The sequence below is a fragment of the Aliiroseovarius sp. genome, from assembly GCF_030148435.1.
Taxonomy (GTDB): Bacteria; Pseudomonadota; Alphaproteobacteria; order Rhodobacterales; family Rhodobacteraceae; genus JASBTN01.
In genome coordinates this window covers 1-22,804 of the sequence record NZ_JASBTN010000045.1, presented here as the reverse complement: position 1 = coordinate 22,804, position 22,804 = coordinate 1, and the positions used below count along the sequence as shown (strand labels likewise).

Annotated in this window: 21 protein-coding genes and 1 pseudogene; 7 read left to right on the top strand and 15 right to left on the bottom strand. The window is 64.6% G+C overall.

What is annotated here, in order from left to right; genetic code table 11:
* The first annotated feature begins 261 nt into the window (after nt 1-261).
* Nucleotides 262-558 carry an antibiotic biosynthesis monooxygenase gene (locus Q1V43_RS08380; protein ID WP_300516455.1) on the top strand — a complete coding sequence of 99 codons (297 nt, stop codon included), beginning with the start codon at nt 262-264 and terminating at the stop codon, nt 556-558.
* 37 nt (nt 559-595) lie between these two features.
* Here Q1V43_RS08380 and Q1V43_RS08375 read toward each other — a convergent pair whose 3' ends face one another.
* From Q1V43_RS08375 to Q1V43_RS08320, 12 genes are all read right to left on the bottom strand, one after another.
* Entirely contained in the window at nt 596-2,086 is a 1,491-nt protein-coding gene (locus Q1V43_RS08375) for a replicative DNA helicase (protein WP_300516452.1), read from the bottom strand.
* Between the two features lie 159 nt (nt 2,087-2,245).
* Nucleotides 2,246-2,926 carry an orotate phosphoribosyltransferase gene (locus Q1V43_RS08370; RefSeq protein WP_300516449.1) on the bottom strand — a complete coding sequence of 227 codons (681 nt, stop codon included), beginning with the start codon at nt 2,924-2,926 and terminating at the stop codon, nt 2,246-2,248.
* The gene (gene pyrC / locus Q1V43_RS08365) at nt 2,923-3,963 is read right to left on the bottom strand and encodes a dihydroorotase (RefSeq protein ID WP_300516447.1); all 1,041 of its coding nucleotides are present in this window, start codon (nt 3,961-3,963) and stop codon (nt 2,923-2,925) included. The genes Q1V43_RS08370 and pyrC overlap by 4 nt, the downstream gene beginning before the upstream one ends.
* 114 nt (nt 3,964-4,077) lie before the next feature.
* Nucleotides 4,078-4,404 carry a hypothetical protein gene (locus tag Q1V43_RS08360; RefSeq protein WP_300516445.1) on the bottom strand — a complete coding sequence of 109 codons (327 nt, stop codon included), beginning with the start codon at nt 4,402-4,404 and terminating at the stop codon, nt 4,078-4,080.
* Nucleotides 4,405-4,503: 99 nt separating this feature from the next.
* The gene (locus Q1V43_RS08355) at nt 4,504-5,493 is read right to left on the bottom strand and encodes a phosphoadenosine phosphosulfate reductase (protein ID WP_300516442.1); all 990 of its coding nucleotides are present in this window, start codon (nt 5,491-5,493) and stop codon (nt 4,504-4,506) included.
* Nucleotides 5,494-5,631: 138 nt separating this feature from the next.
* On the bottom strand, nt 5,632-6,678 hold the full coding sequence (locus Q1V43_RS08350) for a glycosyltransferase family 2 protein (RefSeq protein WP_300516439.1): 1,047 nt from the start codon (nt 6,676-6,678) through the stop codon (nt 5,632-5,634).
* Nucleotides 6,679-6,680: 2 nt separating this feature from the next.
* Complete coding sequence (locus tag Q1V43_RS08345; RefSeq protein ID WP_300516436.1) at nt 6,681-7,412, bottom strand: FkbM family methyltransferase; 732 nt, start codon at nt 7,410-7,412, stop codon at nt 6,681-6,683.
* Nucleotides 7,413-7,479: 67 nt separating this feature from the next.
* Nucleotides 7,480-9,837 carry a glycosyltransferase family 2 protein gene (locus tag Q1V43_RS08340; protein WP_300516434.1) on the bottom strand — a complete coding sequence of 786 codons (2,358 nt, stop codon included), beginning with the start codon at nt 9,835-9,837 and terminating at the stop codon, nt 7,480-7,482.
* Nucleotides 9,837-10,478: a sulfotransferase gene (locus Q1V43_RS08335; protein WP_300516431.1), complete on the bottom strand. Its 642-nt coding sequence runs from the start codon at nt 10,476-10,478 to the stop codon at nt 9,837-9,839. The genes Q1V43_RS08340 and Q1V43_RS08335 overlap by 1 nt, the downstream gene beginning before the upstream one ends.
* On the bottom strand, nt 10,475-11,512 hold the full coding sequence (locus Q1V43_RS08330; RefSeq protein WP_300516457.1) for a glycosyltransferase family 2 protein: 1,038 nt from the start codon (nt 11,510-11,512) through the stop codon (nt 10,475-10,477). The genes Q1V43_RS08335 and Q1V43_RS08330 overlap by 4 nt, the downstream gene beginning before the upstream one ends.
* A gap of 187 nt (nt 11,513-11,699) precedes the next feature.
* Nucleotides 11,700-12,320, bottom strand: coding sequence for a LysE family translocator (locus Q1V43_RS08325; RefSeq protein WP_300516429.1), 621 nt, complete (start codon nt 12,318-12,320; stop codon nt 11,700-11,702).
* 47 nt (nt 12,321-12,367) lie between these two features.
* On the bottom strand, nt 12,368-13,399 hold the full coding sequence (locus Q1V43_RS08320; protein ID WP_300516427.1) for an AbrB family transcriptional regulator: 1,032 nt from the start codon (nt 13,397-13,399) through the stop codon (nt 12,368-12,370).
* A 104-nt stretch (nt 13,400-13,503) separates the two neighbouring features.
* On the opposite strand from Q1V43_RS08320, the gene Q1V43_RS08315 reads away from it, so the two are divergent.
* Together Q1V43_RS08315 and Q1V43_RS08310 are read left to right on the top strand one after the other, a co-directional pair.
* On the top strand, nt 13,504-14,403 hold the full coding sequence (locus tag Q1V43_RS08315) for a MoxR family ATPase (RefSeq protein ID WP_300516424.1): 900 nt from the start codon (nt 13,504-13,506) through the stop codon (nt 14,401-14,403).
* Nucleotides 14,404-14,466: 63 nt separating this feature from the next.
* Complete coding sequence (locus Q1V43_RS08310; protein ID WP_300516421.1) at nt 14,467-15,714, top strand: VWA domain-containing protein; 1,248 nt, start codon at nt 14,467-14,469, stop codon at nt 15,712-15,714.
* Nucleotides 15,715-15,763: 49 nt separating this feature from the next.
* On the opposite strand, the gene Q1V43_RS08305 is transcribed toward Q1V43_RS08310, so the two are convergent.
* The gene (locus Q1V43_RS08305; RefSeq protein WP_300516418.1) at nt 15,764-16,870 is read right to left on the bottom strand and encodes an alcohol dehydrogenase family protein; all 1,107 of its coding nucleotides are present in this window, start codon (nt 16,868-16,870) and stop codon (nt 15,764-15,766) included.
* A 394-nt stretch (nt 16,871-17,264) separates the two neighbouring features.
* Nucleotides 17,265-18,695, bottom strand: coding sequence for a Glu/Leu/Phe/Val dehydrogenase (locus Q1V43_RS08300; RefSeq protein ID WP_300516415.1), 1,431 nt, complete (start codon nt 18,693-18,695; stop codon nt 17,265-17,267).
* A 327-nt stretch (nt 18,696-19,022) separates the two neighbouring features.
* Here Q1V43_RS08300 and Q1V43_RS08295 point away from each other — a divergent pair, with 327 nt between their 5' ends.
* The 3 genes from Q1V43_RS08295 to Q1V43_RS08285 are packed head-to-tail and all read left to right on the top strand — an operon-like array spanning nt 19,023 to nt 21,918.
* Nucleotides 19,023-20,759 carry a TadE/TadG family type IV pilus assembly protein gene (locus tag Q1V43_RS08295; protein ID WP_300516412.1) on the top strand — a complete coding sequence of 579 codons (1,737 nt, stop codon included), beginning with the start codon at nt 19,023-19,025 and terminating at the stop codon, nt 20,757-20,759.
* A 1-nt stretch (nt 20,760) separates the two neighbouring features.
* Complete coding sequence (locus tag Q1V43_RS08290; RefSeq protein ID WP_300516409.1) at nt 20,761-21,300, top strand: TadE/TadG family type IV pilus assembly protein; 540 nt, start codon at nt 20,761-20,763, stop codon at nt 21,298-21,300.
* A gap of 9 nt (nt 21,301-21,309) precedes the next feature.
* Entirely contained in the window at nt 21,310-21,918 is a 609-nt protein-coding gene (locus Q1V43_RS08285) for a hypothetical protein (protein WP_300516406.1), read from the top strand.
* Nucleotides 21,919-21,955: 37 nt separating this feature from the next.
* Here the strand turns inward: Q1V43_RS08285 and Q1V43_RS08280 are convergent, their stop codons facing one another.
* Entirely contained in the window at nt 21,956-22,435 is a 480-nt protein-coding gene (locus Q1V43_RS08280) for a hypothetical protein (RefSeq protein ID WP_300516402.1), read from the bottom strand.
* Nucleotides 22,436-22,675: 240 nt separating this feature from the next.
* Here Q1V43_RS08280 and Q1V43_RS08275 point away from each other — a divergent pair.
* A pseudogene (locus tag Q1V43_RS08275) lies at nt 22,676-22,804 on the top strand (IS1595 family transposase); the annotation flags it as partial.

Sequence of the window (22,804 nt, the reverse complement as noted above, 5' to 3'; positions counted from 1 at the left end):
TGCAGCCAGTGGCCGCCTTCGGACCGGTGGGACTGCTACGACATGGCGCGCGAGGGCGATGTGCTGCGCTTCTTCGATGATTTCGGCAATGTGACGGACGGGCGGTTGGAGTAGGCGTGACTGGCGGCCGGTGTTTGGGCGGCGATAACCCCTCGTGGTAGGATCGGGCAGGGATCGGGCAGGGATCGGGCAGGGATCGGCGGGCGGCGTCCCCGGTTGGCGGCGCCCCAGTCGGTCAGGTTCAGAACGGGAGGGGAGCCCATGATCATGCGCATTTTCCAGGTGACAACCCGGGAGGGAAAAGAGGCCGCCTTTGCCGAATTCTTTCACCAGACCGCCATTCCCTTGATGAAGGGCACGAAGGGGATCGTCACGGTGTTGCCGGGAGCCCCCCGGGCCGAAAGCCCGCGCGAATTCAGCTTTGTCATGGTCTGGGAGGATCTGGACGCGCTGAAAGCCTTCGTCGGCGAGGATTACGACAGCCCGCATATCGACCCGGCGGAGGCCGAACTGGTCGAAAGCCGGCGGATCAGCCATTACGAGCTGGTCGATAGCTGAACCGGACCGAGGCCCGCGCCCGTTGCGGTGCGGGGGATCAGAACCCGTCGCCGCCGCCCTGTTGCCAGGCTTGCACCAGGTTGCCGAAACGGGTGAAGCGGCCCTCGAAGGACAATTCCACATTGCCGATCGGGCCGTGGCGCTGTTTGCCAATCACGACTTCCGCCTTGCCATGCAGACGGTCCATGCGTTCCTGCCAGGCCGCCATGGCTTCGAGGTTGTCCTCGGAGGGTTTTTCCCGCTCGGCGTAGTATTCCTCGCGGTAGACGAACATGACCACGTCGGCGTCCTGTTCGATCGAGCCGGATTCGCGCAGGTCCGAAAGCTGCGGGCGTTTGTCGTCGCGGCTTTCGACGGTACGCGACAGCTGCGACAGCGCGATGACCGGGATGTTCAGCTCCTTGGCGATGGCTTTCAGCCCCATCGAGATCTCGCCAATCTCCTGCACCCGGTTTTCCGCCGTGCCGCGCACCAGTTGCAGATAGTCGACCATCAGCACATCCAGCCCCTTTTCGCGCTTCAGGCGCCGGGCGCGGGCGGCCAGCTGCGCAATCGGAATGGCGGCAGTGTCGTCGATGTACAGAGGGCAGCTTTCCAGCGACTTGGCGGCATCGACGAAGCGGCGGAATTCGACCTCGGTCATGTCGCCGCGACGGATCTGTTCCGATGGCACTTCGGAGGCCTCGGACAGGATCCGCGCGGCCAGCTGTTCGGCCGACATTTCAAGCGAGTAGAAGCCGACCACCCCGCCTTCGACCGAGCCTTCGGACCCGTCGGGCAGGGCGCCCTTCTTGTAGGCCTTGGCGATGTTGAACGCGATGTTGGTGGCAAGCGAGGTCTTCCCCATCGACGGACGCCCGGCGAGGATGATGAGGTCGGACTTGTGCAGCCCCCCGAGCTTCTTGTCGAGGTCGATGAGGCCGGTGGAGACCCCGGCAAGCCCGCCGTCGCGCATGTAGGCCGCGTTGGCCGATTGCACGGCCTCGGTCACGGCCGACAGGAACGAGGTGAACCCGCTGGTCGCCTGGCCCTGTTCGGCCAGCTTGTAGAGCGCCTGTTCGGCGGCGACGATCTGTTCGGTGGGCTCGGAATTGGCCTCCATCTTGGCGGCGCGGGCCTGGATGTCGCCGCCCAGCTGGATCAGCTCGCGACGCACCGCCATCTCATAGATCATCTGCGCATAGTCGCGCGCGGCGAAAGAGCTGATCGCAGCCCCGGCCAGACGGGCCAGGTAGGCCGGGCCGCCCAGTTCCCTGAGCCCCTCGTCATCCTCCATGAAGGCCTTCAGCGTCACCGGGCTGGCCAGCGCATTCTTCGAGATGCGCTGGGCGGCAATTTCGAAGATGCGGGCGTGTACGGGCTCGTAGAAATGCTCAGGCTTGATGATCTGCGCGACGCGATCGTAGACGTCATTGTTGGTCAGGATCGCGCCCAGGAGCTGCTGTTCGGCTTCGGTGTGGTGGGGCAGGGTGCCCTCTTCGTTTTCCGGCGTGGTGCTGCCCTGCGGAATCGCGCTGATCTCGTTCATCTCTGCCTCTGTCCCCTTGAGGCCAGAGGTTTAGACCAAGGCCTGCGCGCGGGGCAATCTGTATGTTTTTGTGGATGCCCTGTGGATAACATGGACATACCACATCACGGGGCATCCCGCAAAGGATACCCCAGATGATGTGGTTCAAAGGCAGATAGGTCAGCCCTTCATGCGCTCTTCCTGCCACGCTCGCGGCGCTTTCAGGAAGCGTTCGACCTCGGCCAGGGTCCGGTCCGGGAAAGCGCCCTGCGCCTTGGCCTCGGCAAGCACGTCCCACCAGGTGCACAGGTGGATCAGCTGAACCCCATGATCGCCAAGGGTTTTCTCGGTCTCGGGGAAAATGTCGTAATAGAAGATCACCGCGGTGGCGCCGCAGGAGGCGCCGGTGTCGCGAATCGCATCGACGAAAGACAGTTTCGAGCCGCCATCGGTGGTCAGATCCTCGACCAGCAGCACGCGCTGGCTGTCATCCATCGCGCCTTCGATCCGGGCGTTCTTGCCGTAGCCCTTGGGCTTCTTCCTGACATAGGTCATCGGCAGGGCCAGGCGTTCGGCCACCAGCGCGGCGAAGGGAATGCCCGCGGTTTCACCCCCGGCGATATTGTCGAAAGCCTCGAAACCGGCTTCGCGCATGATCGTGACCGCCAAGAAATCCATCAGCGTCGAGCGGATGCGCGGGAAGCTGATCAGCTTGCGGCAGTCGATATAGGAGGGGCTGGGCAGGCCGGACGCTAGGGTGAAGGGCGCGTCCGTGTTGAAGTTCACCGCCTCGATTTCCAGCAGCATGCGGGCGGTCAGGCGGGCGATTTCGTCCTTCGGGGGGAAACTGGTGGGGATCATGCGGAAACACTCCAATGCAGCGGGAAGCCGGGGTCGAAGACGGTCACGGGGCCGTCGCCGGTTTCGATCTTGTCCGGGTAGGTCACGGCATCACCCCTGGTCAGCGTGATCGTCGCCTCATTCGCGGGCAGGCGGTAGAAAGCCGGTCCGTTCAGCGCGGCAAAGCCTTCGAGCCTGTCCAGTGCGCCTTCTTCCTCGAACACCTCGGCCAGGCAGGACATGGTGTTGGTCGCGGTAAAGCAGCCTGCGCAGCCACAGGCGCTTTCCTTGTTCGGATCGGTGTGGGGCGCGCTGTCCGTGCCCAGGAAGAAACGGGCGTCGCCCGAGGTGGCGGCCGCGCGCAGGGCCAGACGGTGGCTTTCGCGCTTGGCGACCGGCAGGCAGTAGTAATGCGGTTTGATCCCGCCGACCAGGATATGGTTGCGGTTGATGATCAGGTGATGCGTTGTGATGGTCGCGCCAAGGTCCGCATTATTGGATTTCACGTAGTCGACGCCGTCGGAGGTGGTGATGTGCTCCATCACCACGCGCAGGCCCGGGGTTGCGCGGCGGATCGGGTCGAGCACGCGGTCGATGAACACGGCCTCGCGGTCGAAGATGTCGATATCGTGGTCCGTGACCTCGCCATGCACGCAGAGCGGCAGGCCGATCTCGGCCATCTTTTCCAGCACCGGGCGGACCTTGTCGAAATCGGTCACGCCGGAGGCGGAGTTGGTCGTGGCCCCCGCCGGGTAGAGTTTCAGCGCCTTCACAAGGCCCGAGGCATGGGCGGCGGCCACGTCGGCCGGGTCGGTGTCCTCGGTCAGGTAGAGCGTCATCAAGGGCTCGAACGCCATGCCTTCGGGCAGGGCGGCCAGAATGCGGTCGCGATAGGCGGCGGCCTGGGCGCCCGTGACCACCGGGGGCACCAGGTTCGGCATGATGATTGCGCGGGCGAAATGGCGCGCGGTTTCGGGCAGGACGGCTTCCAGCACGGCGCCATCGCGCAGGTGCAGGTGCCAGTCGTCGGGGCGGCGGATCGTCAGGGTCTGTGTCATGGCGGCTGAGGGATAGCGCAGCCGGGCCGCCAGAGCCAGAGGGAACCGCGCAAGGAGCGCGCAAAAGTTTTCTGCAGACCTTTGCCCCAACCTTTCCGAGAAGTCCCGTTTCCGTCAGTGACAGAGGTCCACAAGGTCCCCGGCGTCTTCCCAGGCAGGGGCGAAGCCGGGCAGGGCGGGTTCGTCGGTCGCCAGTTCCAGCACCACCTGCGCCGAGACCTGGTCGCGGTAGAAACGCGGGTTTTGCAAGATCGCCTCGGGCAGGCGGGTCTTGTCGAAGACGCGGGCGCGCTGCTGCTCGACGCAGACGCGGTGCGTCGGCCCATCGCAGGGGCTGTCGCCGGAAAGAAACCCCGCGCGCAGCTCGGCTTCGCGCGCCTGCAACTGCCGGATTTCGGCACGGATCTGGGCCAGTTCTTCGGCCGGGTGAATATTGCGCATGTGCCCCCCTGGGTTTGCTGTGGTGTCATCGCGACGGCGTCCACCACGAGACTAGGGGCAGGGGGGTTAAACGGCGGTTAATCCACCGGGCGACGCCTGTCAGAGCGTCAGGGGCTCGATCTCGCGGGACTTTTTCAGCGCCTCGGTGGCGCTGTCGCGGGCGCGGCGGAAACGCGGAGCGTTCATGCGGCGCAACACGGAGTTGCACAGCATCTGTACCATCCGGTGGCGCCCCTGTTTCTGCAATCGGTCCAGCAGGGTGCGCAGATAGGGCATGTTGCCACGCCGCCCCTGGCGATAGGCGCGGTGGAAGTCGATGGCGGTCAGCACATCGCGCCCGGCGGCGTCCAGCAGATCCGGCAACACCTCCATGCGCCAGAGCTTGGCTTCCAGGTCTTCTCCCAGACGCGGGCAGGTCAGATGGGTCACGTTGGCGCGGGTAAAGAGCGAGGCATGCATCGCGTCCAGCGTTTCTTCGGGATCGTGGATCACGAAGACCTGCCCGGCCCCCTCCAGCATGTCGGGCGCATAGCCGTAGCGGTCGGTAAAACTGACCCGGCGCATGGTGGGAAAACGGCGGTCCCAACCGGCCACGGTGGGGTCAAGGGTGGCCTGCGGCTGCACCGCAATGACCGTGGCCCCCGGTGCGACGACCGAAAAGGCCGCGGCCGCATAGGCGCACATGTCGGCGCCGTAAAAGACCACGTGGTCGAAATCTTCGAAAAACCCGTCATCTACCAGACGGTCGAAATAACCATAGACGGCGGGGTCGCGGAACCAGCTGTCCTCATGGGCGATCAGGCAGAGGTTGGACCAGCCATTGTCCTCGACCAGTTCCCAACCCATCGGTTCCTGGCTGTCGGAGCCTTCGCGAATGGTCCGGGCCGTTTCGAAAGTCACGATCAGGGTGGCGCCCTCATCGGTCAGAATGGCGGAATGCCGGCTGCCCAGTGGTTCGAAGTAGCCGCGATCCTCGCCCAGATCCTCGATCCGTTTCAACCAGCCGTCCAGGCTCAGATCGGCCATGTCGAGGGTGGTTTTTACCGGTGCGGTTTCGTTGGCTGTGGCGTCCAGCACATCGTCCTGCATCTGATTGCTCCATACTTAGCTGACCCTCGCTGGTCCCCAAGGGTGTAATGCCAGTTTAAAGGGGGCTGTACTGCGGGCACAATGGGGCGAAACCATGATCTATGGTTAGTGAAATCCGAACAGGTTTCCCATGAGGCATCAATCCGCCGGTTTGGCGCGATTCTGGTTCGCAAGACGGAACAGTTCCCTGGCCCGATCCAGCGGCACGGGCCGCGCGGGCGGGGTCATCAGCAATCGGCCGTAGAGCGCGCGGAAGGGTTCCTGCCGCATCAGGGCCTCAAAACGAATCCTGCGCCAGGCGACGGCCCCGGCATGGAGCCGGGACAGGGTGTCATCCGCGCGCAGGCGCTGCAGATGCGGGTGGGTCAGCGGGTGTGCGGCACGGATCGAGCTGTCCTCGACCTGACACCAGTTGCGCTCGGCCCAATAGTCCAGCCCAAGGCTGTCCGCGCCATGCACGGCCCGGCCGCGGTCTCGCTTCAGGATGTAGCTTTCCATTGCCCCCAATGCGTAATGGTTGAGCTGGGCCAGTCCGTAATGCGGCCGCCCGAAGGGGGAGAATATCTGTTGCCGGCGAAAGCGTGGCTCCAGTTCGCGACCGTGGCCATCGAACCAGCGCGCCCTGTCCGCCTTGCCATCGACCGGGCTGCGGGGCCGGTGCACGCCCAGTTTGCGATAGGCGCCGGTCTGGCGATAGAGCGTCTTGAACATGAAGGCGCGCCAGGGCCAGTACATGACCTCGGGGGCGGCACGGGTGAACTGTTCGGCGACAGGGGCATCCACGAATCGTTCGACGCCGCCATTGCCGAAAAGCCGCCACGTGAGGGTGATGGCCTCGGCCTCGGGCAGGGCGGCAATCAATGCCGCAAGCGTGTGGTCGCCCACGTGGATGTTGACGAACTCGTCGATGTCCAGGGTCATCAGCCAGTCGGCGTTCCTGACCAGCGGGTGCCTGTCGGCCCGTTTCATCGCCGCCCATTGCACGCCGCCCTCGTGCGGCCCGTCATTGCGGATGTGCACAAGCTCGCCCATCGCTTCCAATCGGTCGAGCATCGCGTCCGTGCCATCGTCGCAATCGTTCGAAAAGACCAGGAATTCGGTAAAGCCCACGCCTTTGTGATGGGCCAGCCATTCGAGCAGGAAGGCGCCCTCGTTGCGGACACAGAGAACCGCGAGGGCACGCATGATCACCAGCCTTTCAGGAAGGTCACGACCTTGGCGTCGGACCGTTTGGGAAAATAGGTCAGCCCCGCCTTGTGCATCGCGTCGAACACCGCCTGCACGCCCGATTGACCGATCCACTGCGGGTGCAGCTCGATGATCGCCGCGCGCAGGCAGGAGAGGTCGGCAGCGGGCAGCACTTCGGCTTCCGCCCCTTCGATGTCGCAGACCAGAACGCTGGGGGTGAGGCGCGCGAACTCGGCGTTGATGTCGCGCATTTCGACCTTTTCGACGCGGGTCGGCTGGTCCTTGAGCCCGCGTGGCTTCGCCTCCATCGAGGAAGCAAGGAAATTGCCGCGCACGTAGAAATCGACCTCGCCCACCGTGGGGCCCAGGATCGCGTTGTGCACCTGGGCGTTGCCGACGCCGTTCTCGTCATGGACCGCCCGGATATAGGGCACCATGTCCGGGTTGGCCTCATAGGCATGGACCTGGGCGACATTGAGGTTCTTGGCCATCAGCGTGGACATGTAGCCCATGCCCGCGCCCAGCTCGACCACCACGTCGTCGGGCTTGACCGTGGCGATGACCGCCCGGGTCTCGCGTTCCTCGTACAGGCCCAGACGCAGCGCCTTGCGGCGTCGCGGCGGGATGACCCGGCGGTCATTGGGAAAGCGGATGCCGCGCGACTTGATGAAGGGCGGGCCGTTGTCGGGGGGCACGATCCGGAACGTGCCTTCGCTGTGAAGGTCTTTCATCTGCACTTCCTCATCTGTAGGGCGGCGCTTGTTTGTGGCTCTGGCGGCCCGCGTCCTGCCCCGGGGATCAACTCTCCATGTCGAGCGCGAGCGCGTAGGCCACGCGCTCCATCTCGGTCAGTTTCGTGTCGAGCGCCTGGGCATAGAGCTCCCGGAACTCCGCCATGCCGTGCAGTTCGGCGGCCTTGGCCCTGTGCCAGGCGACGCCGGCCTCGTGCAGCGCGCGCAGGGTGTCGTCGGCCATGAGCCGGTCGAGCTCCGCCCGGGTGCGCGGGATATTGCGTTTGATGGTAACATCCCGGTTGCCGCCCCAATCCATGCGCACCCAGTAGTTGATGCCGATCGAGCGATCCACGTGCAGGGCGCGGCCGCGCTGGCGCTTGATCAGGAAACTTTCGGCGGAGCGCAGGGCATAGTGATTGAGTTGCAGGAGGTCATAGCCGATCGTCCGCATGTCGCTGCGCCAGCCCTTGTCCTTGTAGTTCTCGGTCATCGGTTGGCCCGAGCCATTGACCCATTTCACCCCGGCGCGGTGATCGTCCCTGAGCTTGTTGGGACGGTGGCACGAGATCTTCTCATATGCGCCGATGTTCTTCATCATCGTCTTGAACCCCCAGACCGTGTGGGGCTTGGGGCAGTATTTCGGTGCCGCCTGGTCGAACTGGTCGATCACCAGTTCGTCGCGAAACGCGGTTACGCCATTGTGGCCGAACAGGCGCCAGGTCATCGCCACGTTGGTGGCATCCGGCACGCGTTCGAAGAAATCCTCAAGCGTACCATGACCGCAGCGCACGTTGATGAACTCGTCCACGTCGATATGGATCACCCATTCGGCATTTCGGATCACGTCTTCCTTCAGCGACTGGTTCAGCGCGTATTGCTGGGGCGAGTTGCCCTTCCATTTGTCGTTGTTTCGGTGCTGGAGCACACCCAGATCCTGCAAACGGTCCAGGATTTCGCTGGTCCCGTCGGAACAGTCGTTGGTGTAGATCAGGAAGTTGTCCACGCCCATGGCGCGGTGATAGGCCACCCATTCCAGGATATAGGGCGCCTCGTTCTTCATGCAGCCGACGATCACGTTGCCGGAATTGCCCCCGGGCAGGCTGCGCATGGGGATTTCCGGGAAGGCAGCGGCGATTTCCTCTTCGTTGACCCGGCCGATGCGATTGTGCGGGGCAAAACGCCCGTCCTTGAGTTCGAAGAAATTTTCCCTGGCGCGCGGGGTCATGAGTTTTTCGGCCGAGGGCGTCAACGCGCTGCGCGCGGTGGTCTCGTCGTGTTTTGCAGTCGGTGTCGGACGTGCCTGTTCCGCGTCGTGCTGGGCGCGGCGGGTCTGGCGGGTGACAATGTCGATGCGCGGCAGGAAGGCGGCGACATATTGCGTGGCACGGTAGCCCCGGGTCGGATCGGCCTCTTTCCAGGCGGGCAGGGCGCGATCCGGTTTCAGACTTTTGCCCGGCAGATCATGAGTTTCGACCAGTGTCGCGTTGTCCCTTTGGAACGCCCCGGACAGGTCCGACAGGTGCCCCGGGGCGATGGTGTCCCCCCCCACGGCGATCTCGCCCATGAACCGTCGCCAGAGCTGGCGCGGGATCACCCGGCCGGTGCCCAGCAGCTTGACGAGAACCGCGTTCATCTGCCGCCCGCGCGTGATCCAGGCCGCCGAAGGCTGGGCAGGCGGGGCCGCCCCGGATGCGCGGCCGATATTGGGGTCGATGCCGAAACAGGCGCGGATTTCCCGGGTCAGATCGGTGGAGGCAAAAAGCTCAGGGTCATAGGCGCGGAAGCTGACGGCGCCTTCGCCGAACACGGCCTCCCATTCCTCCTGCAGGGCCAGATAGTCGAGCCAGAACGGGGCGGCCTGGATATCGGGATGGGCCAGGCGGGCGGGATCGTCCTTGTCCCAGCCTTCCAGCGCCGCCTCGCGCCAGCTGGCGGCCTTCACCAGCGCCAGTTCCTGCGCCAGCGAGGCTGTACGCCCGGACAGGACCGCGTTGGCATAGTGGCGCGTGAGCACGCGGGCCTGTTCGTCCAGGTGGGCGATCACGCGGATGTCTTCGGACAGCGGCAGCAGCAGGGCACGCAGCCGCGCCAGTTCCGAAGGTTGGCTGAGCGTGCAGAGCTGGCCGGCGGACAGGATCAGCACCTCGGGCCTGTGTTTCGCGACCTCCTCGGCCAGGTCGCGGGCCACGTTGTGGCGCAGTTTCTCCTGTTTCACCGGGTCGGCAAAGCCGCGATTGGCGCGCAGCAGGTCGACGCGGTCCGGGTCGCTCACCGCCATGTAGAGCCGCGTGTGGTTTTTGCGCCCGGGACTGCGGGCGAACAGCACACCCTTTTCGATCAGCTGACCGCGCTTGTCGTCCAGCACCTCCTGCAGACGTTCCGTGCCGCAGTGTTCCACACCGATATGCAGGTCGATCCGCATCAGGCGGCCCCTTTCTTCAACACGTCATCCCTGGCCCCTGGTTTGGGTGGGTTGGCATTTGCCACCCCCCACCAGGGCAGCTCCAGCCCCAGGAATTCGCTGATCTGTTCAGGCGCCGTCCTGTCCTCGATCCGATAGGCGAGAAAGCGGTCGGAACCGTCGAATATCTTGTGACAGAAGGCGAAATGCCCCTCGATCCAGCGGACCAACTGCGCCTCGGAGCTGCCGAATTCCTTCGGCAGGCCGGGAATGGCCGCCACGCGCAGGCGCCGCGTGCCCATGTCGGACCAGCGCATCATGCTGTCCGCCTGCGCCGCGGGGTCGCGCATGGAGAGCAGGAACCGCGCTTCCGGGTGTTTCTTGCGAATGGCCTGGAGCAACCCGAAATCGCATTGCGGCCAGAAATTGCGCTTGTTGCGCACCACGCTGATTTCGGTCAGCGCATCCACGCCTTCGAAATGCATCAGGGGGTCGCCGTGATCGAAATAGCCGCGATACATCAGCCCGCCGACAAAGCCGCGTCTCGCGCCCTGTCGCAGGCGGAAATCGGCTACGGAGAGCCCCGCTTCGCGCAGGGCGCGGGCCAGGGTCGTGGTGCCCGATTTCGGGAAACCCAGGTTGATGACACGCGGGCGGCTCACGCTGGCACCTCCTCGCCGATCAGCTCCAGCAGGGCAATCTCGGCGGGGCTGATTTTCGGCGCGGATTTCAGCCGCTGGCGCAGGGCGACATAATCGGGGTCCGCCATCAGCCGGGTGAGCGCGGCGCGGTGGGCGGCGACGGCTTCTTCGTGCAGGGCGGCGATCTCGGGATCCTTCATGAGGCGCGCCATTTCGGCCTTCAGGCGCGGCAGGTATCGCAGGATCGATGTATCCTCGTAGGCGTCGTCATTGCGCTCGCGCCAATAGCTGTCATCGAAATCCCGGTTCTCGCGGTTCACATCGCCGCGGTCGTTCTTGACCAGGTAGCTGTCCAACGAGCGCAGGGCGTAGTGGTTCAGTGTCGCCAGTTCGCGCGCGCCCTTGGCGGGAAACTTGCGGATGCGGCGCTTGTTGGCGGCCACGCGGAATTTCCACGGCACGTCGCGCCCGGCGCCATCCTTCCAGACCGGGCGGCGGTCCTTGGGCAGGTCTTTCTTCATGAAAGGCCGGTGCGCGCCGTAGTATTTTACCGGAAAATCGTGCCGGAACAGAGTCTTGACCTCTTGCGCGGTCTCGTTGCACCAGATGTCCGGATCGTGCGAGCGGGTGAATTGCTCGATCACCGGACGGTCTTCGTAGCTGTCCACATCGGCATTGGCGAAGAACTGGAACGTGACCGAAATCGCATGCGGATCGCCGCAGGCATCAATGAGTTCCGGAATTGTGCCCTCACCCACATGGATGTTCAGGAACTCGTCCACATCGGCGATCCAGACCCAGTCGGAATTCAGCACGACGTCCTGTGTCCTGGCGTGTTTCAACGCCTCCATCTGGTAGTTGCGGCCCCGGGCGGGGTTGGGCAGGTGCCGCACGATCCCGCGCGCCGCCAGCGCGTCCAGCATCCGGTCGGTCGCGTCGGTGCAGTCGTTTGAATAGAAAAGAAAATCCGTGACGCCAAGAATGCGGTTGAAGGCGATCCATTCGATCAGAAATGGGCCTTCGTTCTTGACGCAGGTAACGGCCGTGATGCGCATGGTCACGGCATGCCCCGGGCGACGCCCGTCAAATTCGTTGAACTCGTCATATCCCGCCTCTGTCCGGTTTGTTCCGAGACTACTGCTGCTTTGTTTCCAATACGTGTCTCACACGGCGGGAATCACGTCAACTTTCACTGACTTCCGAAGGATATGGTGTTGCCGGAGGGACTCGACCGGGCCGGGGTCAGCTGCGCGCCATGGTGGCGGTCAGGGCACCCATGGAAATCAGCGCCCCGCCACCCGCGCGGGTCATCCATTTCAACACGCCCGGGCGGCGGATGCGGGCGCGCAGACGGTCGGCCAGCAGCGCATAGGCCAGCGCATTCAGCGCGGCCAGGGTCACGAAGGTCGCGATCAGCACCACGAACTGCGGGGCAAGCGCCGCCTCGGGCCGGATGAACTGCGGGACGAAGGCGATGAAGAAGGCAATGCTTTTCGGGTTCAGCGCGGTCACGGCGGCGGCATGGGTAAAGATCTCTCCCACCGGTTTTTCCTTCGGCGCGGCCATGTCCATCGACACGGGCGGCGACCGCAGGAGTTTTGCTCCGAGATAGACCAGATACACCGCGCCCACCCATTTCAACACGGTAAACAGCGTGGCGGAGGCCAGGACCAGCGCGCCAAGCCCCAGCAGGGATGCGCTCATCGCGACAAGGTCGCCCAGGGCCACGCCCAGAGCCATGCCCACGGCCACCCGTTTGCCCTGGGTCAGCGCATAGGACAGGACCAGCAGGATGGTCGGCCCCGGGAGGATCAGGATGGCGATGCAGGCGGCCACGAAGGCAAGCCAGAGGTCGAGCGGCATGGTGTGTTCCTTTCGGCGTGACACTCAGCGCCAAACGGGAGGGCAAGTCAATCCCTGGTCAGCCGTGCACCGATTATGGGTGCCAAAAGGATCACCGAAAACAGGCGCATCAGGTGGTGGGTAACGACGAAGCTCAGGTCGGCACCGGCAATGATCGCAACCACGACCATCTCGCCCTGGCCGCCGGGCAGGAAGGACAGGGCCATGTCCAGCGTGTCGGCATCGCTGAGCTGCGCGGCAACCCATAGAAAGCCCAGGGAAATCACGGTCAACAGCACGGCGTAGCCCAGCCCGGCCCCGATATCCACACGGATTTCGCGCGGGGCGATGCCAGTGTACTTCGACCCAACCGCCAGCCCGATGAAGAATTGCGCGGCCCAGATCATCTCGGCCGGGGGGCGGCTGTGGATCACGCCGGAAAGGGACAGCACGGCGGTCAGGATCATCGGGCCGAGGATCGACGCGCCGAACAGGCCGACGCGCTCGGCGATCTTCCAGCCTGCAAGCCCGCTGGCCGCCATGATCACGATCTGCCCCCAGCCCACGGCGCTGGCCGGCTGGCCCGGCGCGGCGGTCAGGTCCACCTCCCAGATCCAGGCGATGACGAAGGGCGCGGTGGCGACGATGGCCAGGACGCGGGTGGCGTGGATCAGGCTCATCGCGCGCACGTCGCCGCCCGCTTCCTCGCCAAAGACCAGCATGTCCTGCAACCCGCCCGGCATGGCGGCGTAAAACGAGGTCGCCCGGTCAAAACCCAAAAGCTTGTGAAAGAAGGGAAACCCGACCAGCCCGATTGCGCCCACGAAAAGCGGCACCAGCACCAGGGTGGGGGCGAACCCGGGCAGGGCGGAAAGCGTCGCGGGCGTGATCGAGGCGCCGATGGCTATGCCCAGGATGGTGCGCATGGCGATGCCGACCACCCCCATGCCCTCCAGCGGCGCGCCGGCCACCGCAAAGATGAGACAGGCGGCCAGCGGGCCCATCAGAAAGGGCAGGGGCAGGTTCAGAAGCAGGAAGACCCCGGTGCCCAGGCAGGCGGCGGCGAAGGTAATCGCGCGCGCTTTGGTGTACGGTTGCATACCGCTAACATGACCTCCGAAACCCCGAATGGCAAGGGGAGGGGCAAGGGGCTTGACCGGCGGGCCCGCCCGTGCCCCACTGACCTCAACTTGCGGAGGAACGGATGACGGGGATCCCCGACACGATCGACGGTGTGCAGAAGCTGCTGGCCGAACAGGATTACGTCTGCGGGCGGGCGCTGGGCACGGTGGTGTTCCTGGCGCTCACGCTGGGGCGGCCCCTGTTCCTGGAGGGCGAGGCCGGTGTCGGAAAGACCGAGATTGCCAAGGCGCTGGCGGCGGGGTTGGGGCGGCGGCTGATCCGGCTGCAATGTTACGAAGGGCTTGATGCGGCCAGCGCCGTGCATGAATGGAACTTTGCCGCCCAAATGGTGGCCATTCGCGCCGCCGAGGGTGCGGATCGCGAGGGTCTGGTCGAGGATCTGTTTTCCGACCGTTACCTGATCCGGCGCCCGCTGCTTGAGGCGATGAGCCCTCAGCCCGGCGGCGCGCCGGTGCTGCTGATCGACGAGCTGGACCGCACCGATGAACCCTTCGAAGCCTTCCTGCTGGAGGCGCTGTCGGATTTCCAGGTCACGATCCCGGAACTGGGCACGATCCGTGCGCCGGAGCCGCCGATTGTCATCCTCACGTCGAACCGCACCCGCGAGGTGCATGACGCGCTGAAACGGCGCTGCCTCTATCACTGGGTCGATTACCCGGATTTCGCCCGCGAGATGGAGATCCTGGCTGCCCGTGCGCCGGAAGCCAACGAGAAGCTCTCGCGCGAAGTCATTGCCTTCGTTCAGAAATTACGCACCGAGGATCTGTTCAAACGCCCGGGCGTGGCCGAGACGATCGACTGGGCGAAATGCCTGTTGGCACTGGATGTGATCGAGCTTTCCCCCGAAGTGATTGCCGATACGCTGGGCGCGATCCTGAAGTATCAGGATGATATTCAGCGCCTTCAAGGCTCGGAGGCCAAGCGGCTGCTGGACGAGGTGCGCGCGGAGGTGGGGGCGTGAGGCGGTCTCCGTTTTCTTCGAAGAAAACGGGCCGGAATTTTCGAAAATTCCGGGCAGGTTCTCATGGCTGAGCTGCCGCCCCTGGACCTGCCGGACGATCCCCGGTTGGCGGCGAATATCACCCATTTTGCCCGCGCCCTGCGTGCCGCCGGCCTGCCGGTCGGGCCGGGCAAGGTGATCAAGGCGGTGCGGGCCGTGGCTGCCGTGGGCTTTACCGACAAGCGCGATTTCTACTGGGCGCTGCACGCGGTTTTCGTGACCCGGCCGGAACAGCGGCGCGTCTTTGCCCAGGTGTTCCGCCTGTTCTGGCGCGATCCGCGCTATGTCGAACACATGATGGCGATGATGCTGCCCGCAGTCAGGGGCGTGCAGGAGGATCGAACGCCCAAGCCCGGCGAGAAACGCGCGGCAGAGGCGCTGCTGGACGGGCTCGACCGCGATGCGCCAGACCTGCCCGAGGGCGAGGGGACCGAGATCGAGGTCGACGCCACCCTGACCATGTCGCGCGAGGAACGGCTGCGCAAGCTGGATTTCGAACAGATGTCGGCCGAGGAAATGGCCGAGGCAAAGCGGCTGCTCGCCCGGCTGCGCCTGCCGGTGAAACCGCTGATGTCTCGGCGTACCATGGCCCATCCGCGTGGGGCAAAACCGGATTGGCGGCGCACGTTGCGGGCCTCGTTGCGGACCGGTGGCGATCTGGCCGGGATCGCGACACGCAAGAACCGCATTCGCTGGCCCAACCTGGTGGTGATTTGCGATATTTCGGGCTCCATGTCCGCCTACAGCCGGGCGGTGCTGCATTTCCTGCACGCGGTGGCGAACCGGCAGGGGCAGGGCTGGGCCCGGGTGCACGGGTTCACCTTCGGCACACGGCTGACGAACATCACCCGCCACCTCGCCACCCGCGACGTGGATGCGGCATTGGCCGCCGCCGGGGCCGAGGCGCAGGATTGGGAGGGCGGCACGCGGATCGGTGCCTGCCTGCACGACTTCAATCGCGACTGGTCGCGCCGGGTGCTGGGGCAGGGGGCGGTGGTGCTGATCATCACCGACGGGTTGGATCGCGACGACGCCGATCAGCTGGGGCGCGAGATGGAGCGGCTGCACCTGTCCGCCCGGCGCCTGATCTGGCTGAACCCGCTGTTGCGCTGGGACGGGTTCGCGCCCAGGGCCGCGGGGATCCGCGCCATGCTGCCCCATGTGGACAGTTTTCGCGCCGGGCATAACATCGCCTCTCTGACCGCTCTGGCCGAGGCGATCTCACGACCGGAGGATATGGGTGAAAAGGCACGGTTGATGGCGCTCATGTGATGGATGAGCTTTGCTTTGCAGGTATTTGAAATTATGTTGAATTCATTGATCATTCCTCGGGCGGAATCAGCACGAAATTGCCCACGTGGCGCTTTTTCAGAAAGGCTTCCTGTGCCGCGGCGATCCGCTCCAGAGGGTAGGTCGCGGCGACCAGCGGGGTGAGTTTCCCGGCCTCGATCAGGGATACCAGCCGGGGAAAAACCGGCTCGTCCCAGGCGGTGGAGCCGTAAAGGGTAATGTCCTTGAGATACATGTCGCGCATGTCCAGCGCCACGATCGGCCCGGCAATGGCCCCGGAACTGGCATAGCGCCCACCGCGTTTCATCAGCTTCAACAGCACCGGAAACCCCGGTCCGGCGACATTGTCCACCACCACGTCCACCGCGTTATCCCCCAGCTCCGCCAGCAGGTCCGCGTCGCGCGACACCAGCCGGTCCGCGCCCAGATCGCGCAGCGCGTCGAGCTTCGACGCCCCGGCCACCGCCACCACCTCGGCGCCGCGACATTTCGCCAGCTGCACCGTGGCCGATCCCACCCCGCCCGAGGCGCCGGTGACAAGCACCCGGTCGCCCGGGCCGACGCGGGCGCGGGTCAGCATGGTCTCGGCGGTGCCATAGGCGCAGGGGATGGTGGCGAGTTCGGCGTCGGTCCACGGGGTATCGACCGGAAAAACCTCACCGGCCGGAACCTTGACATATTGGGCGAAGGCGCCGTCGAAATCCGAGGCCATCCAGAGACAGTCCAGGTTGTCGAAGCCGTTTACCCGCATGCAGGCACGGACAATGACCCGTTCTCCGATGCGGTCCGTTTTCACCCCCTCGCCCACGGCAACAATCAGGCCGCAGCAATCCGTGCCCTGGATCAGCGGGAAGGGTGTGGCCCCCGCCCAGCCGCCGTCGGATTTCTGCTCGCCCGCTTTTGTTTGGGCGTCCTGGGTGGCGTCCGTGCTGTCGGTCACGCTGGCCGAATACCAGCCGAGGCGGGTGTTGATCTCGGTGTTGTTCACCCCGGCGGCGAGCACACGCAAGAGCACTTCGCCGGGGCCGGGCCGGGGCAGAGGCACCCGCCGCGGTTCCAGCCGGTCATAGCCGCCATTGCCGGTGGTCACGATGGCAAACATGGTGTCGGGGAGGTTGGACGGGCGGGGGTCGGGCATGGTCGGTCCTGTGGCGGGTCTGCTGACCGGACTTGAGCAGACCTGTCCGCCCAGGTCCAGCCCCACCGCTCCCCGCGACAAGACGCGCGTTGACAGGGGCGGGGGGCAAGGCAATTATGTATATATAGCTGAATATATAAATGGAAATATATTTTATCGGGCCGAACCGGAAGACCGGAGGAGTGACGCCGGTATTCGTGCAGGTCGCCTTCGGGCGGTCGGAACGACCTTCCGGTCCCGACCTTCCCGCCGCAGCGCGGTAAGTGGGCGCTGCGACCGGGCTTGCCGGGCCGCCGGGGAAACCTGGCGGCTCATTTTGCATCCACCGGCACGGGCCGGGTCGGTGCCGCCGCGCCACCGGAAACCGTTCAGATATCTTGCGCGGAACGAGGGGTCAAAGCCCCTTGGCACGGTAGCTCTTCGCCACCCGGTCGATCGCCACGATATAGGCCGCCACGCGCAGGTCGGTGACATCGTCGCGCCCGTGCCAGACCTCGCGCATCGACTGGTAGGCAATGCGCATCGTGTCATCGAGTCCCGACCGCACCAGCTCCAGCTCCCCTGCGCCGCGCAGGTACCTGTCCTTGAAATTCGGAGACAGCGACCAGATCTTGCCCATGTCTTCGGACAGGCGCTCCAGTTCGTCCACCACGAGTTGGTGGCGGGCCTCTTCCTGGCGGCGCTGCATGCGGCCAAAGCGGATATGGCTGAGGTTCTTGACCCATTCGAAATAGGACACCGTCACACCGCCAGCGTTGGCATACATGTCGGGAATGATCACCGTGCCCTTTTCGCGCAGGATCTCGTCCGCGCCGGCAGTGACCGGGCCGTTCGCCGCCTCGATGATCAGCGGCGCCTTGATGCGTTCGGCATTGGTCAGGTTGATCACGCCCTCCAGCGCGGCGGGGATCAGCACGTCGCAGTCAAGCTCCAGCACCGTGGCGCCGTCCTCGACATAGGTGGCATCGGCATAGCCGGCCACGCCGCCGTGGTTGACGATCCAGCGGTGCACTGCCTCGACGTCCAGGCCGCGGTCGTCCACCAGCGCGCCGTCGCGTTCGATGATCCCGACGATCCGGGCGCCATCCTCGGCGGCCAGGAACTTGGCCGCGTGAAAGCCCACGTTGCCCAGGCCCTGCACGACGATGCGCTTGCCGTCGAGCGTGCCCTCCATGCGCGCCGCCTTCACGTCCTCCGGGTTGCGGAAGAATTCGCGCAGGGCATATTGGACGCCGCGCCCGGTTGCCTCGACCCGGCCCGAGATGCCCCCCGCGTTCAGCGGCTTGCCGGTCACGCAGGCCTTGGCGTTGATATCTGTGGTATTCATGCGGGCGAACTGGTCGGCGATCCAAGCCATTTCGCGTTCCCCCGGGCCCATGTCGGGCGCGGGCACGTTCTGGGACGGGTTGATCAGGTCGCGCTTGGCCAGCTCATAGGCGAAGCGGCGGGTGATCAGTTCAAGCTCATGTTCCTCATATTCGCGCGGGTCGATGCACAGGCCCCCCTTGGAGCCGCCGAAGGGGGTTTCCACCAGGGCGCATTTGTAGGTCATCAGCGCCGCCAGCGCCTCGACCTCGTCCTGGTTCACGCTGATCGCGTAGCGGATCCCGCCCTTGACCGGTTCCATGTGTTCCGAATGCACCGAGCGATAGCCGGTAAAGGTCTGGATCTCGCCGCGCAGGCGCACCCCGAAGCGGACCGTATAGGTCGCATTGCAGACCCGGATCTTTTCCTCCAGCCCCGGCGGCAGGTCCATCAGCCCCACGGCGCGATTGAACATCAGATCCACGGATTGGCGAAAACTGGGTTCCCGAACAACGGCCATGGTCCCCTCCTGATTGAACCCGAAAGTGAGTCGCAGCTGCGACATCCTGTCTTGAGCCTAGGTGGGTTTGGTTAACAGAACACCCAGAAAGTTCCGGTCCGGACATATTTTTCAACATCGATGGTGAGGCGAAGTCCGGACGGTTGTCACGCGATTGTGGACAATGCGATCGTGAGGGCCGAATTGCCGCGCAAACACCATGCAATCGCCCGGTTCCCACCGCCGGCCGCCCTATTTCTGCCATTTTGTTCGGGCATTTTTTACAGCGTTGTGGGTGTGGGTGGCTGCGTTTTTTGAACTGTGCCCAAGCGCAGGGAAAGGTCAGAGATGACACGATACCGCTTGAGGAATTTTACCGGCTGCGGTGCCGGGGGGCAGGGCAGCGATTCCGGCGCTGGGCGCAATGGCCTGGCGGCGCGGTTCTGCCGTGAGGAAGATGGCTCGTTCATCATCTTTGGTCTGTTCATCTTCGTCCTGATGCTGATGATCGGCGGGCTGGCCGTGGACCTGATGCGCTACGAGACCCATCGTGCGCGCCTGCAGGCGACGCTTGATCGTGCCGTGCTGGCCGCCGCCTCGATGTCGCAGCCCTTGCCGCCGAAACAGGTCGTGATCGACTATTTCGAAAAGGCCGGCCTGGGCGGGCTGATCACCGAAGGCGACATCACCGTCGAGGACCACACAACCTACCGGCGGGTCACGGCCGATGTGGATATGGTCGTCAGCAGCACCTTCCTGAACTTCCTGGGCATCGAAGAACTGACCGCGCCGGGTTACGGTGCGGCCGAGGAAAGCGCCTCGCAGACCGAAATCAGCCTGGTGCTGGACGTGTCGGGCTCGATGGGCTGGAGCTCGGCCTCGGGCAATTCGAAGATCTACGAGCTGCGCCGCGCGGCCAAGCAATTCGTCAACATCCTGCAATGCGATCCCTCCGACGGGACCGCGACCACCGGGTGCACGGTCGAATTCGGCAAGGTGTCGATAAGCCTCATCCCCTATTCGGAGCAGGTCCTGGCGGGCGAGGCCCTGCTGGCCCGGATGCCGGACAATGTGGAGGTGACGGCCGAACACACTTCTTCCAGCTGTATCAACTGGCAAGAGGCTGACTTCGGGGATACCGGCCTTGACCTGACCGACCCCAACCTGATTCTACAGCGGACCGGGCATTTCGATCCCTGGCGCAATGCCAATTCCACGCCAGGCAGCTGGACCTGCAAGACCAATTCCTGGCGCGAGATCATGCCCTTCGTCGCCGCGCATGCGGATCTGCGCGACCGGATCGACCAACTGGGTGCCTCGGGCAACACCTCGATCGACATCGGCATGAAATGGGGCACGCTTCTGCTTGACCCCTCGCTGCGCAGCACCCTGACCGGGCTGATCGCCGACGGCGAGGTGAGCAACGTCTTTGCCGACCGCCCCTTCAGGTATGACGAGAGGGGCATATCGAAAGTCGTCGTGCTGATGACGGACGGTGAGAACACGCGACAGCACTACCTGCACCCGGACAAACGCGAAGGCGACAGTGAGGTTTGGTACAACGAACAGGAAGACGTCTATTCGGTCTACCGGGCCTCGACCGACAACTATTACCGCACCGATACCGGCGAGTGGCTGGACAATGCCTACGGGTTGAATGAAGGCGGCACGACGACAGAGACCGTGCGCCGGTGTACCGGTCGTCGCTGGTGGCGGCGCTGCTGGTACGAAACCGTCGTGGTTAACGCCGGTGCCGATCCGGGCGATGCCGTGCCGCTGAGCTTCCAGGAACTGTGGCAGGAACACTGGACCTGGGACCGCTATGACGAGTTCAGCTGGCTGGATGCGGGCAGCAACTACGGCACCTCGACTAAGGACGAGAGGCTGAACGACATCTGCACGGCGGCCAAGGACGCGGGCATTACCATCTTTACCGTCGGGTTCGAGACCTCCGACCGGTCGAACGGGGTGATGTCCAGCTGCGCCAGTTCGCCGGCCCACCATTTCGACGTGGCCGGGACCGATCTGACCGACGCCTTCGCAGCCATTGCCCGTGAAATCTCGAAACTGCGCCTGGTGAACTGAGATGGGTATACCGCACCGCATAAAACGCCACGCCCGCCGCTTCCTGCGCGAGGAAAGCGGCACCGCGACGATCGAATTCGTGCTGTTGTTCCCGGCCATCATGTGGCTGTTCTTCACGGCGGTCGAGGTCGGCGTCCAAATGACCCGCACGGTCATGCTGGAGCGGGCGCTGGATCTGAACGTGCGCGCCCTGCGACTGGGCACGCTGGAGCCGGCCACGCATGACGAGCTGAAACGCCGGGTCTGCGAGGATACGCTGATCCTGAACGATTGCCCCAATGCGGTGATCATCGAGCTGACACCTATTTCGCGCAACAACTGGTCGCTGCCCAGCGGGGCCGCCACCTGCGTCGACCGGACCGAGGAGATCGAGCCGGTGATCGAATTCAACCTGGGTGCCGAAAACGAGATCATGCTGGTCCGGGCCTGCGCGGTGCTGGACCCGTTCTTCGGCGCCTCCAAGCTGGTCATGAAGCTACCTCAGGACGCCAGTGGCGGCGTGGTGATCGCGGCGGCCTCGACTTTCGTGAACGAGCCATAGGAGGGAATGATGCTGACCACGGTACTGACCCCCATGCGTAAAACCGCAGGTTCCTTCTGGCGTGGCGAGGAGGGCAGCCTGTCCGTCGAGGCGGTCTTGATCCTGCCGCTCCTGCTCTGGGCCTTCCTGGCGACCTTTACCTTTTTTGACGTCTACCGCGCGAGAACCCTGGCGCTGAAAGCGAATTACGCGATCTCGGACCTTCTGAGCCGCGAAGTCATGCCGATCGACATGAACTACCTTCTGGGGATCGAGGACGTCTATACCTACCTCACCCAGGGGGGCGACCCGGCCTGGGTGCGCGTGACGGTGGTGCGCTGCACCGAACAATGCGACAGCCAGGCCAACCGCACGCTGGTCAAGGACTGGTCCAGGGCGACCGATGGGCTGGCAACCCATTCCGACGGCGATGTGCAAGAGACCTATAACGATGTCGTCCCGATGATCGCGGAAGGCGAGCGGGTGATCATGGTCGAAACCATGGCGGGCTACCAGCCGCCGTTTTCGGTTTACCTGACCGGGATCGAAGAGCGCGACCTGTTCGACATCGTCATGACCCGACCGCGTTTTGCGCCGCAACTGTGCTGGGAAGGTTTGGGCAGCTGCGCCAACAGCTAGCGTATTCACGCGCCTGGGCAGGCGCAGGGGCGGCTGGTCAGGTTCTTTCGCGCTGCGCCAGCAGCACCCCGATCTGGTCGGCCATGTTGCGCGTCTCGGCCGGGTTGGTGGCCCCGCCGATCGCCAGCCGATCACCGATACGCCAGTAGAGCCCCGGCACCCAGGCGCGCGGCTGCGAATGTGTCAGCCGCAGCATGAACCCGTTCGAGGGCTTGAAGGCGAAGGCGCTGCGATCCACGGATTTCAACTCGTCCACATGGGCCAGGATCGCGCCGTCGCTGTCCATCAGCACGGTCTCGGTCAGCACCAGGCTGCGCCCCTGGCCGCGCAGGGACAGGGTGGCCACCCAGAGGCTGGCAAGCCCCAGCACCGCCAACAGAACCCGCTGCACCGGCCCGGCCACCTGTGACGTGGCGGCCAGGGTCAGGAAGACGACGGCAAGGGCAAAGATGAGCCCGGTCGACACCCAGCGGCGGGTGGGTGCGGCGGAAAGCGTGGCAAGGATGGTATCGGTCATGGGCCGCTTGTAGCCCGTGGGGCCGGGCGTGGAAAGGGGCGCGCGCGATCCGGCCTCCACCCCGCAACACGACACGCAGGGTTCGGTGCGGCGCCCGCATATCCGGCCCGCACATCCGGCCTGCCGTTTCGACGAGAACCGGACCCCGACCGTCGCTGGCTCGAACCGGCCCCTGTTCTTTATCTTGCCAAAAGGGTCTACCACAGCTGAGCATCGGAGAACCTATGCTAAGGTGCTCATATGGCTCAGAAAAACCGGTATCTGTTTCGGGGGAGAATTTCGGAGAGGAAATTCCGCGACCTTCTGCGGCTTTTTACGCTCGACATCACCGCCGACAGAGCCGCCATTTTAACCGGGTTGCATCATAAT

Bases quoted from the DNA above. Each gene is read 5' to 3' on its own strand.
- Q1V43_RS08380 (WP_300516455.1), top strand. From the start codon at position 262: ATGATCATGCGCATTTTCCAGGTGACAACCCGGGAGGGAAAAGAGGCC.
- Q1V43_RS08375 (WP_300516452.1), bottom strand. From the start codon at position 2,086: ATGAACGAGATCAGCGCGATTCCGCAGGGCAGCACCACGCCGGAAAAC.
- Q1V43_RS08370 (WP_300516449.1), bottom strand. From the start codon at position 2,926: ATGATCCCCACCAGTTTCCCCCCGAAGGACGAAATCGCCCGCCTGACC.
- pyrC (WP_300516447.1), bottom strand. From the start codon at position 3,963: ATGACACAGACCCTGACGATCCGCCGCCCCGACGACTGGCACCTGCAC.
- Q1V43_RS08360 (WP_300516445.1), bottom strand. From the start codon at position 4,404: ATGCGCAATATTCACCCGGCCGAAGAACTGGCCCAGATCCGTGCCGAA.
- Q1V43_RS08355 (WP_300516442.1), bottom strand. From the start codon at position 5,493: ATGCAGGACGATGTGCTGGACGCCACAGCCAACGAAACCGCACCGGTA.
- Q1V43_RS08350 (WP_300516439.1), bottom strand. From the start codon at position 6,678: ATGCGTGCCCTCGCGGTTCTCTGTGTCCGCAACGAGGGCGCCTTCCTG.
- Q1V43_RS08345 (WP_300516436.1), bottom strand. From the start codon at position 7,412: ATGAAAGACCTTCACAGCGAAGGCACGTTCCGGATCGTGCCCCCCGAC.
- Q1V43_RS08340 (WP_300516434.1), bottom strand. From the start codon at position 9,837: ATGCGGATCGACCTGCATATCGGTGTGGAACACTGCGGCACGGAACGT.
- Q1V43_RS08330 (WP_300516457.1), bottom strand. From the start codon at position 11,512: ATGCGCATCACGGCCGTTACCTGCGTCAAGAACGAAGGCCCATTTCTG.
- Q1V43_RS08325 (WP_300516429.1), bottom strand. From the start codon at position 12,320: ATGCCGCTCGACCTCTGGCTTGCCTTCGTGGCCGCCTGCATCGCCATC.
- Q1V43_RS08320 (WP_300516427.1), bottom strand. From the start codon at position 13,399: ATGCAACCGTACACCAAAGCGCGCGCGATTACCTTCGCCGCCGCCTGC.
- Q1V43_RS08315 (WP_300516424.1), top strand. From the start codon at position 13,504: ATGACGGGGATCCCCGACACGATCGACGGTGTGCAGAAGCTGCTGGCC.
- Q1V43_RS08310 (WP_300516421.1), top strand. From the start codon at position 14,467: ATGGCTGAGCTGCCGCCCCTGGACCTGCCGGACGATCCCCGGTTGGCG.
- Q1V43_RS08305 (WP_300516418.1), bottom strand. From the start codon at position 16,870: ATGCCCGACCCCCGCCCGTCCAACCTCCCCGACACCATGTTTGCCATC.
- Q1V43_RS08300 (WP_300516415.1), bottom strand. From the start codon at position 18,695: ATGGCCGTTGTTCGGGAACCCAGTTTTCGCCAATCCGTGGATCTGATG.
- Q1V43_RS08295 (WP_300516412.1), top strand. From the start codon at position 19,023: ATGACACGATACCGCTTGAGGAATTTTACCGGCTGCGGTGCCGGGGGG.
- Q1V43_RS08290 (WP_300516409.1), top strand. From the start codon at position 20,761: ATGGGTATACCGCACCGCATAAAACGCCACGCCCGCCGCTTCCTGCGC.
- Q1V43_RS08285 (WP_300516406.1), top strand. From the start codon at position 21,310: ATGCTGACCACGGTACTGACCCCCATGCGTAAAACCGCAGGTTCCTTC.
- Q1V43_RS08280 (WP_300516402.1), bottom strand. From the start codon at position 22,435: ATGACCGATACCATCCTTGCCACGCTTTCCGCCGCACCCACCCGCCGC.